The organism is Pseudomonas sp. 44 R 15 (assembly GCF_900004965.1).
Classification (GTDB): Bacteria; Pseudomonadota; Gammaproteobacteria; order Pseudomonadales; family Pseudomonadaceae; genus Aquipseudomonas; species Aquipseudomonas orientalis_A.
Genome location: NZ_CVTU01000078.1, coordinates 1 through 10290, shown reverse-complemented (window position 1 = coordinate 10290; position 10290 = coordinate 1). Strand labels below are relative to the sequence as shown.

Below are 10290 nucleotides of genomic sequence, written 5' to 3'. Positions count from 1 at the left end.
TTTGGTGGACTTGTTCCCTCGCAGCGGACGCCAAGAAGCGATATTTTAATCGCAACCTTGGAGGCACCTATGTCACAGCAAACCCGCCGCAGTTACACCGACGACTTCAAAGCTCAGGCAGTGACACTCGCTGAAAGCATTGGTCGAGGAGAAGCAGCTCGACAGTTGGATATTTCGGTCAAAACCTTAGGTAATTGGCTGGACGCCGCACGCAACGGGCGTCCTCTCAGTTCTCCTGCCCGGCATCCGGTCTCTGACCTGGAAAGCGAGCTGGCTCGGCTTCGAGCTGAAAATGCCACGCTCAAAATGGAGCGAGAAATCCTAAAAAAAGCGACGGCGTTCTTTGCCAGAGAGTCCAACTGAGATACGCCTTCGTCGCCCGTGAACGGACTCACTTTCCAGTCAGGCTGTTATGTCGAGTGATGGAGGTCTCGGTGTCGGGCTTTCACGGCTATTTGAAACGCCGGGAACGTCCTGATCCAGACGCTGAAATTCGCCTGGAAATTCGTGCGATTCATCATGCCAGTCGCGGCACTTATGGGCGCCCGCGGATGGTCAAGGCACTTCATAACCGATCTTTTTCAGTTGGGCATAAGCGAGTGGCCCGGTTGATGCGAGAAGAAATGTTGCGAGGGAAAATCAAGGCTCGGTTCAAACACTCGATGGATAATCGGTATATCCAGCCAATTTCCGACAACGTGTTGAAACGACGTTTTTCTGTGACAAGCCCAACTCCCGCGTGGGTGGGCGATATCACCTATATTTCGACGCGTCAGGGGTGGCTATATTTGGCCGTGGTGCTGAGTATCCAAACACGCCAGGTACTCGGTTACAGCCTGTCGGAACGGATGCCTGAGGGTCTGGTGCAGCAGGCTTTTTTGAACGCCTGGACGAATACACCAGTTGATCAGGGTGTAATTTTTCACTCTGATAGAGGTCGGCAATACACGGGCAGCGGTTTTCGCAGCATGATCTTGGACAGGGGTTTTGTGCAAAGCATGAGCCGTAAGGGCAACTGCTGGGATAACGCTGTAGCAGAGAGCTTTTTTGCCACACTCAAGAAGGAAGAAGCTACCGGTGTGTATCCCAGCAAAGCACAGGCTCACGCATCTATCGCGAGCTACATCCATGGTTTTTACAACCCGACACGGCTGCACTCGGCGCTGGGATACAGCTCACCTAATGACTACGCAAAGCAACTGAAGCAAACTGCTTAACGCTCGCTTTATGGCGTACGTTTTGAGGGAGCAAGTCCATGGTTACTTTGGGGCTTTTCCAAAGTGACCCGCCGTCAGGGCGGAACCCTAAGTAGCCGTTACCGCAGAAACGGATATGTACTCAACTCAATCCACCATCCTGGTCGGCCCAGAGGCCGCCATCGGGGGCAAGCCCCCTCCCACATTTGGACCAAGGTGTGTCAGATGGATACCCGTCGGTTGAGAGGCCACCATCGGGAGCCCCCCTCCCACACTTGGATTTCACTCAGTCCAGATCACGCGCATCATGGCGCTCAGCCAACTGATCGTCGCCCGACACCCGATTCACCCGCCGCCCACGCTGCACCGCCGGCCGCGCATCGATCGCATCGGCCCAGCGCAACACATGCTTGTACTCATGCACCGACAGAAACTCCGCCGCCCCATACAAACGCCCTTTCACCAACCCGCCGTACCAGGGCCAGATAGCGATATCGGCAATGGTGTATTCATCCCCGGCAATGTACTCGCTCACCGCCAGGCGCTTGTCCAGCACATCCAGCTGACGCTTGGCCTCCATGGCAAAGCGATTGATCGGGTACTCCATTTTGCTCGGCGCATACGCATAGAAATGCCCGAAGCCGCCGCCCAGATACGGTGCGCTGCCCATCTGCCAGAACAGCCACGACAGGCACTCGGCACGCGCCGCAGGTTCGGCGGGAAAGAACGCCGCGAATTTTTCGGCCAGGTATTGCAGGATCGCGCCCGACTCGAACACGCGAATCGGCGCCGCGCCGCTGTGGTCCATCAACGCCGGAATCTTCGAATTCGGGTTGACCCCCACGAAGCCGCTGCCGAACTGGTCGCCGTCGCCGATCTTGATCAGCCAGGCGTCGTATTCGGCGCCGGTGTGCCCGAGGGCCAGCAACTCTTCGAGCAGGATGATGACCTTCTGCCCGTTGGGCGTGGCCAGGGAATACAGCTGCAAGGGATGCTTGCCCACCGGCAGCGCTTGCTCATGGGTGGCGCCGGCGATGGGCCGGTTGATGCTGGCGAAGGTGCCGCCGCTTTCGGCGTCCCAGGTCCAGACCTTGGGGGGTACGTAGTCAGCCATGTTCAATGCTCCTGGAGCGCTTGCGATCAACGAAGGGTTTGAGACTAAACCAAAGACGGGTGGTGCGTCACACTCAGGTCACCGTCCTGCCCTGGTACCTGCACACGCAGTGCGATGAGCAACGCCGCGAGCAGCATCAACACACCCGCCCCGACAAACACCCCACCAATGCCGCTGACGCTGAACATCAACCCGCCACCGGCAGCGCCCGCAGCGATGGCCGACTGCACCGACGCCACCACCATGCCTCCGGCACTTTCGGCCTGATCCGGCACCGCACGCGCGACCCAGTTCGACCACGCCACCGGCACGCCGCCAAACGCCATGCCCCAGAGCGCCAGGAGCAGCGCCTGGGTCGGCAGTGACGCAGGCAGCCAGACCAACGCCAGTGCCGCAACGCCCACCAGTACCGGCATCAACACCAGCGTTGCCCGTGGGTGGCGCACCAGCAACCAACCGGCAAACAGCGTGCCGGCGAAGTTCGCCACGCCGAAACCCAGCAGCATCAGCGCCAGCCCTTCGGTGCCAACCCCGGTGGTGCTTTCCAGGAACGGCCGGATATAGGTGAACAGCGCGAAATGCGCGGTGTGCACCAAGACGCAGCCGAACATGCCCATGGCGATGCCGGGGCGCAGCAACACGTGCAGCACGGTGCGCAGGCGCGCGGTGCCATTGGGCGCCAGGCGCGGCAGCGTAAATGCCTGGAACGCCAGGGTCACCACGCCGACGGCGGCCGCCGCGATAAACGCACTGCGCCAGCCGTACAGGCCACCCAGGTAGCTGCCCAGCGGCACAGCGACCACGGTGCCCAATGCGATCCCGCTGAAAATGATCGACAGCGCCCGGGGCAAGGACGCCGCAGGCACCAGGCGCATCGCCACCGCCGCCGCCATGCTCCAGAAACCGCCAAGGGCAATGCCCAGCAGGATGCGCATCAGCAACAGCACCGTCAGGCTGGAGGACAGCGCCACCAGCAGGTTGGAGGCGATCATCAGCGTGGAAAAGCCCAGCAGCACGATCCGCCGGTCGATACCACGGGTCAGCCCGGGCACCAGCAAACCAGCGAACAGCGCCACTACCGCCGTCACCGTGACCGCTTGCCCGGCCAGTGCCTCTGTAACGCCCAGGTCCAGGGCCATCGGCGTCAACAGGCTGGCCGGCAAATACTCAGCCGTGAGCAAGCCGAACACCCCCATCGCCAGGGAAAATACCGCCATCCAGGCCGGCTCTGCCACAACGCCTGCAGGCGCATGGGCTGCACAATCAGTCATAACAAGTCTTCCTACAGTCATTAACGTGGCGCTCAGTCTAGGTAGGCCCGCCTGGATGATCTATGATGCAGAACCTTGATTATTTGACTGAAACCCCGAATATGACTTCAGTGGACGCTTTCACCGCCTCCTCCGACCTGATCAATGAATTGCTGCGCGGCATGCGCCTGCGGGGTGTGCAGTACCGGCGCATCCAGGCCGGGCCTACGTTCGGCATGGCCTTTGGTGCCAAGCCGGGCCATGCCTATTTTCACTTCCTCGCGGCCGGTCACGCCACGCTGCGTGCCGAGGACGGCAGCCTTTTCGCCCTGTCGGCCGGCAACGCGGTGTTCGTCTCCCACGGCGGCGCGCACGCGCTGTTATCCGCGCCGGATGCGGCTGTGCAGGACATCAGTGATTTCGACAGCGCACCGCTGGGGGATACCGTCTGCGCCGTGAACGCCTCACCCGATACCGTCCCCGACAGGCTGTTGTTCAGTGCATGTATGGAGTTCGAGCTCGGCAGCCTCCAGGGGCTCGGCAACCTGATGCCCGCCCTGATGCTGATCGATGCCGCAGGCCAGCGTTACCCGGGGCTGATGCCGATTCTGGCGGTCATGGAACGCGAAGTGTCCACGGCGCGCGTGGGTTATGCCGGCATCCTCGCGCGCCTCGCCGATGTGGTGGCGGCGATGATCGTACGGGGTTGGGTCGAGTGCGCCTGTGGCAACGCCTCGGGTCTGGTGGCGGCGTTACGCGATCCGCGCCTGGCCCCCGCCCTGCTCGCCTTGCATCAGCAACCGGGCCACGACTGGAGCGTGGCGCAGCTTGCCGCCCAGTGTCACACCTCGCGCTCGGTGTTCGCCGATCGCTTCCAGGCCGCCCTCGGCGTACCGCCGCTGCGCTATACCACGGAACTGCGTATGCGCCTGGCCAGCCAATGGCTGACCCTGGAGCGCATGCCCATCGACACCGTGGCGCAACGCCTCGGCTATACCTCCCAGGCGGCGTTCAGCCGTGCCTTCAAGCGCATTACCGGACAGCCGCCCGGCGCGGCCAGGCGTTCGATATGAAGGCCTGGAGCAGCACCGCTTTTCAAATGTGGGAGGGGCGGTGCGACGATTCGACTTGCCCCCGATGGCGGTGTACCAGTCAACATATAAGCTGGCTGACACACCGTTATCGGGGGCAAGCCCCCTCCCACACTTCATCCTCATCGTTTGATAGTCGCGTTTCTACACCCAACCACCATCCACGATAAAGTTCTGCGCCGAACACATCGCCGAGGCGTCGGAAGCCAAAAACAGCGCCATATTAGCGATATGCTCAGGCATCACACTGCCCGGCAGGCACTGGCTGCGGGCGATCAGCTCGCGGGCGGCGTCGTCCACCCACAGGGCCAGTTGTTTTTCCGTCATCACCCAGCCTGGCACCAGCGTGTTGACGCGGATGCGGTGCGGCCCCAGCTCCCGAGCCAGGCCGCGGGTCATGCCATGGGCGGCGGCCTTGCTGGCGGCGTACACCGGGTAGCCGGCGGAGGCCATCATCCAGCCGACAGAGCCGAGGTTGATGATCGAGCCGCCACCGGCGTGTTTCATCATCGGTGCCACGGCCTTGGCGGCAAAGAACGCGTGCTTGAGGTTGACCGCAATCAGGCGGTCGAACATCTCCGAGTCGATTTCCTCCAAGGTATGGCGCACATCGTTCGCGGCGTTGTTGACCAGTACCGTGATCGGGCCCAGGGAGTGTTCGAAGCGCCCGATCGCGGCGCGATAGCCAATCTCGTCGGTGATATCGCAGCATTCGAACTCGACGGTATGCCCCTTGGAGTTCAACAGTGCCGCCAGGCGTTCGCCCTGGCTTTGTGCGCGGTCCACGAAGGCCACCTTGGCGCCCTGGGCCGCGAAGGCCCGCACCATGAATTCGCCGATGCCGGAGGCCCCGCCGGAGATCATTACGGTCTTGCCCTTGAGGTCGGGATACAGGGCGTGCTCAGTACTCATAACGTGATGCCTCGATCAATTAGTCTTATTTTATTTTACGAAATCGGCGTTAAAGGCTATAAATTCGCTGTCCAAGTGACGAAATATCGCACATTAGTAGAACTATTCAATCCTAAAACAACAAAAGGAAGTTCGACCATGAAGCACCCTCGATACCTGCTGTCCGGCCTGGCGCTGTCCATGCTGATCGCCAGCGGCGGCGCACATGCCGCCGGCTTGAGCAGCGAACACAAACCCTTCGGCAAAACCAACGACGGCACGGCCGTCGAACAATACGTGCTGCGCAACAGCCATGGCATGCAAGCCACGGTGATTACCTACGGCGGTGTGCTGCAGTCGCTGAAGGTGCCGGACAAACACGGCAAGGTCGACGACGTGGTGCTGGGTTTTGACGACGTGCAGGGCTACCAGGCCGGCACCGCGTTTTTCGGCGCGACCATTGGCCGCTTCGGCAATCGCCTGGCCGGCGGTGCCTTTGAACTCGACGGCAAACGCTACCAGGTGCCGCTCAACGACGGCCCCAACTCGCTGCATGGCGGCGCCCAGGGCTTCGACAAGCAGGTGTGGCAAGCCAAGCCGCTCAAGGACAAGGATTCGGTCGGGGTCACCCTCACCTACCTGTCCAAGGACGGTGAAATGGGCTTCCCCGGCAACCTGAAAACCGAAGTCACCTATCGCTTGAACGACAAGAACGAACTGCACATCGATTACACCGCCACCACCGACAAACCGACCGTGCTCAACCTCACCAACCACAGCTACTTCAACCTGGCCGGCGCGGGCAATGGCGACATCCTCAAGCAGGTCGCCACCCTGCACGCCAGCCATTACACACCGGTGAACGCCACCCTGATCCCCACCGGCGAACTGGCGCCGGTCAAGGGCACGCCGATGGACTTCCTCAAGCCCACACCTATCGGCCAGCACATCAAGGACGACCACCCGCAGCTCAAGTTTGCCGAACCGAAACAGGGCGGGTTTGACTTCAACTGGGCGCTGGATACCAAGGGTGACGTCAAGCAGCTGGCGGCCGAGGTGCATGACCCCGAGTCGGGTCGACGCTTGCAGCTCTACACCAGCGAGCCTGGGGTGCAGTTCTATACCAGCAACTTCCTGGACGGTTCGATGAAGGGCAAGGGCGGCAAGGCGTACCAGCATTGGAGCGGGTTTACTTTGGAAACCCAGCATTTTCCGGATGCGCCTAACCAGCCTGGTTTTGCCTCGACTCGCTTGAACCCAGGGCAAACCTACACCCAGAACACCATTTTTAAATTCACTGCCGATTAAAACTGTGGGAGGGGGCTTGCCCCCGATTGCGGTGGGTCAGCTACAGATGCATCAACTGACTCACCGCTATCGGGGGCAAGCCCCCTCCCACATTTAGTCCTCACATGGCATAACTCAGCGTTGTTTCATGCGGTCGATGACCACGGCCAGCAACAGGATCGAGCCGCGAATCACGTACTGGTAGAAGGTGTCGATGTTCTTAAGGTTCATCGCATTCTCGATGATCGCCAGGATCAACACCCCGGCAATCACATGGCGAATCATGCCGATACCGCCACTCAATGACACCCCGCCCAGCACGCACGCCGATATCACCGTCAGCTCGAAGCCCTGGCCGATCATCGGCTGGCCGGAGGTCATGCGCGAGGCCAGGATCACACCGGCCAACGCGCCGATCAAACCGTGCACGGCGAAGATCAGGATCTTGGTGCGATCAACGTTCACGCCGGCCAGCAACGCCGCTTCCGGATTACCGCCGATGGCCATGGTGTTGCGCCCGTAGGTGGTGTAATTGAGCAACCAGCCGAAGAACAGGAAGCACACGATGGTGATCAGGATCGGCACCGGCACGCCGAACAACTGGCCGTTGCCGAACACGAAGAACTGATCCTGGGACACGCCCACCGCTTTGCCGTCGGCAAAAATATAGGCCAGGCCACGCACGATCTGCATGGTCGCCAGGGTCGTGATCAACGCGTTGACCCGCAGCTTGGCAATCACGATGCCGTTGATCAAGCCCACCATCAGGCCCATCAACAGCGCTGCGCCGATGCCCAGCATCACGCTGTCGGTGTCGCGCATCACAATCGCCGCCACCACGCCGGCGCAGGCAATCACCGAGCCCACCGACAAGTCGAAGTGCCCGGAAGCCAGGCAGAACAGCATGGTGCACGCGGCAATGCCCACCGTGGAAATCGCCAGGCCCAGCCCGCGCATATTCAGCGGCGAGAGGAAGTTATCGATCAACAAGGCACACAGCACAAAGATGCCTATCGCCGCCAGCAGCATGGCCCAATTGTCGAGCAGTGCGCGCAGATCGAGGGGTTTGCGTGCCGAGGGCAACGCGTTGTTTTGAAGGGTCATGGTCGTCTCTCAGTTCGCCAGGCCGCGCGGCAAGGCCAGCTGCAGCAGGTTGGATTCAGTCGCGTTTTCGCGCAGTTGTTCACCGCGCATGGCGCCTTCGCACAGCACCAGGATGCGGTCGGAAATGCCCATGACTTCCATCAGGTCGCTGGACACTACGATCACCGCGATACCTTGGGCCGCGAGGTTGTGGATGATCTGATAGATCTCCGATTTGGCGCCGATGTCGATACCGCGCGTGGGCTCGTCCAGCAGCAGCACCTTCATCGGCATCGACAGCCAGCGGCCGAGAATGGCCTTCTGTTGGTTGCCGCCGGACAGGTACATGATTTTCTGTTCGGCGCTCGGCGTCTTGACCTTCATGGCCTTGATTTGCCCGTCGGCGTTGCCCTTTTCCCAGCCATCGCGCAGCAGCCAGCCGAACGCCGAATGCGCGCCACGGGCACTGATGTTGATGTTTTCGGCGACGCTGGACAGCGGAATGATGCCCTCCTTCTTGCGGTCTTCCGGGCACAGCAGTACGCCGGCCGCGATGGCATCGCGCGGTGAGCGCAATTGCAGCGGCTCACCGCACAGCTCCAGATGGCCGGCACTGGCGCGTTCCAGGCCGCTGAGCAGGCGGAACAGTTCCGTGCGCCCTGCCCCCACCAAGCCGAACAGGCCTAGGATTTCGCCTTTGCGCACGTTGAAACTGATCGGCGCGCGCAGGCCGGGACCGAGCAGGCCGTCGACCTTGAGCGCCACTTCGCCGTGCTCGCGCGGGCGATAGTCGTAGATGTCCTGGATATCGCGGCCGACCATGCAGGTCACCAACTGATCGTGGCTCAGCGCGCTCATGTCCTCGAAGGTGCGCACGAAGCGCCCGTCCTTGAATACCGTCACCGCATTGCAGATACGGAACACTTCTTCCATGCGGTGCGAGACATAGAGCACCACTTTGCCCTCATCGCGCAGGCGCGTGATGATCGCCATCAAGCGATCAATCTCACGGGCGGACAGGCTGCTGGTCGGCTCATCGAAGGCAATCACATGGGCGCCACGGGACAACGCTTTGGCGATTTCCACCAGTTGGCGCTGGCCCAGGGACAGGCGCCCGAGCTTTTCCTGGGGATCGATTTCATCGGCCAGGCCCTTGAGGCACGCCAGCGCCTGCTGGCGCAGCACGCCGCGGTTGACCACGCCAAAACGCGACGGCAAATGCCCGAGGAACAGGTTTTCGGCCACGGTCATTTCCGGCACCAGGTGCAGCTCCTGATGGATCACCGCCACGCCGCTGGCAATGCTGTCGGCGGCGTTCTTGAAGACCATGGTTTGCTCGCCGATCTGCACCGTGCCGCTGCTGGGAATATAGGCGCCGCCGAGGATCTTCAGCAGCGTCGATTTACCCGCACCGTTCTCGCCCATCAGGGCGTGCACTTGCCCCGGGTGCGCGGTGAAGCTGATGCCATCGAGCGCCTTGACCCCAGGAAAGGTTTTGCCGATACCGTCAAAACGCAGGGCCGCAGCGGTCATTTCCACAGCCCGATCTTGGTCAGTTCTTCCTGGAAGTTGGCGCGGGTGATCAGGGTCACTTCGTCCATGGCGGTGTATTTGGCGGGCTCTTTACCGGTGGTGACCCACTCGTACATCGCCAGCGCGGTGTTGTAGCCCTCGATATGCGGGCTTGGCAGCATCGAGCCGAAGAAGCCGCTGTCGGCTTTCTTCAATTCGCCGATGGCGTCGGTGCCATTGATGCCGATACCGATGACGTTGGCGGCCTTGAAGCCGGCGCTTTCAGTGGCACGTACGCCACCGAGCACGGTGTTGTCGTTCATGCCGCCGATGATCAGGTTTTTCGCGCCGCTGGGCAGCTTGACCAGGGCCGAGTTGGTGGCGTCCATGCTGCCGGGCACGTCGAGGGTTTTAAGCGCGGCGGTGAGGATATGGTCCTTGGGAATGCCGGCTTCTTCCAGAGATTTGATCGAGCCGTCGGTGCGTTTCTTGCCGGTGTCGAGTTCGTTGAAGGTGTTGATCACCGCGTAGGTGTCCTTCCAGTCCCAGCCGCGTTTTTTCGCTTCGGCGGCCATGGCGGCGCCCTGCTTCTGGCCCACTTCAAACGCCGCCATGCCCAGGTACGGCACGTCTTCCATGAAGTTGCCCTTGGCATCGACGAAGCGGTCGTCCACGGCCATCACTTTGAGGCCGTTGACCTTGGCCTTGGCGACAATCGCCGGGCCGAGGGACACATCCGGCGGGCAGATCACAAAGCCCTTGGCGCCGTTGGCGGCCAGGCTGTCGATGGCCGACAGGGTTTTCTCGCCATCCGGCACGGCGATCTTGATCACGGTGAAACCGTGTTCCTTGCCGGCTTTTTCGGC

The 10290-nt window shown here is 61.4% G+C and carries 10 protein-coding genes; 4 read left to right on the top strand and 6 right to left on the bottom strand.

Annotated features, from left to right (window positions below):
• Together BFP93_RS10065 and BFP93_RS10060 are read left to right on the top strand one after the other, a co-directional pair.
• Window positions 1-363 (top strand): transposase (locus BFP93_RS10065; protein ID WP_218061226.1); only part of this gene is annotated, 363 nt, incomplete at its 5' end.
• A complete protein-coding gene (locus tag BFP93_RS10060; RefSeq protein WP_065891665.1) occupies window positions 360-1217 on the top strand; it encodes an IS3 family transposase in 858 nt (285 codons plus the stop codon). The genes BFP93_RS10065 and BFP93_RS10060, both read left to right, overlap by 4 nt.
• Window positions 1218-1482: 265 nt before the next feature.
• Here the strand turns inward: BFP93_RS10060 and yghU are convergent, their stop codons facing one another.
• Both yghU and BFP93_RS10050 read right to left on the bottom strand, forming a co-directional pair.
• Window positions 1483-2310, bottom strand: coding sequence for a glutathione-dependent disulfide-bond oxidoreductase (yghU, locus tag BFP93_RS10055; RefSeq protein WP_065892963.1), 828 nt, complete (start codon window positions 2308-2310; stop codon window positions 1483-1485).
• Window positions 2311-2354: 44 nt separating this feature from the next.
• The gene (locus tag BFP93_RS10050; RefSeq protein ID WP_065892962.1) at window positions 2355-3581 is read right to left on the bottom strand and encodes an MFS transporter; all 1227 of its coding nucleotides are present in this window, start codon (window positions 3579-3581) and stop codon (window positions 2355-2357) included.
• 65 nt (window positions 3582-3646) lie between these two features.
• Between BFP93_RS10050 and BFP93_RS10045 the strand changes: the two genes are divergently transcribed.
• Entirely contained in the window at window positions 3647-4633 is a 987-nt protein-coding gene (locus BFP93_RS10045; RefSeq protein ID WP_065892964.1) for an AraC family transcriptional regulator, read from the top strand.
• 162 nt (window positions 4634-4795) lie between these two features.
• Here BFP93_RS10045 and BFP93_RS10040 read toward each other — a convergent pair whose 3' ends face one another.
• Window positions 4796-5563, bottom strand: a complete 768-nt coding sequence (locus tag BFP93_RS10040) for an SDR family NAD(P)-dependent oxidoreductase (protein WP_065892961.1) — start codon at window positions 5561-5563, stop codon at window positions 4796-4798.
• A 138-nt stretch (window positions 5564-5701) separates the two neighbouring features.
• Between BFP93_RS10040 and BFP93_RS10035 the strand changes: the two genes are divergently transcribed.
• On the top strand, window positions 5702-6850 hold the full coding sequence (locus tag BFP93_RS10035; RefSeq protein WP_065892960.1) for an aldose epimerase family protein: 1149 nt from the start codon (window positions 5702-5704) through the stop codon (window positions 6848-6850).
• A 114-nt stretch (window positions 6851-6964) separates the two neighbouring features.
• Here the strand turns inward: BFP93_RS10035 and araH are convergent, their stop codons facing one another.
• The 3 genes from araH to BFP93_RS10020 form a co-directional block, all read right to left on the bottom strand.
• Window positions 6965-7933, bottom strand: coding sequence for an L-arabinose ABC transporter permease AraH (araH, locus tag BFP93_RS10030; RefSeq protein ID WP_065887779.1), 969 nt, complete (start codon window positions 7931-7933; stop codon window positions 6965-6967).
• A 9-nt stretch (window positions 7934-7942) separates the two neighbouring features.
• Window positions 7943-9445 carry an L-arabinose ABC transporter ATP-binding protein AraG gene (gene araG, locus BFP93_RS10025; protein WP_065892959.1) on the bottom strand — a complete coding sequence of 501 codons (1503 nt, stop codon included), beginning with the start codon at window positions 9443-9445 and terminating at the stop codon, window positions 7943-7945.
• Window positions 9442-10290: substrate-binding domain-containing protein (locus BFP93_RS10020; RefSeq protein WP_065892958.1), on the bottom strand; the 849-nt coding region annotated here is incomplete at its 5' end. The genes BFP93_RS10020 and araG, both read right to left, overlap by 4 nt.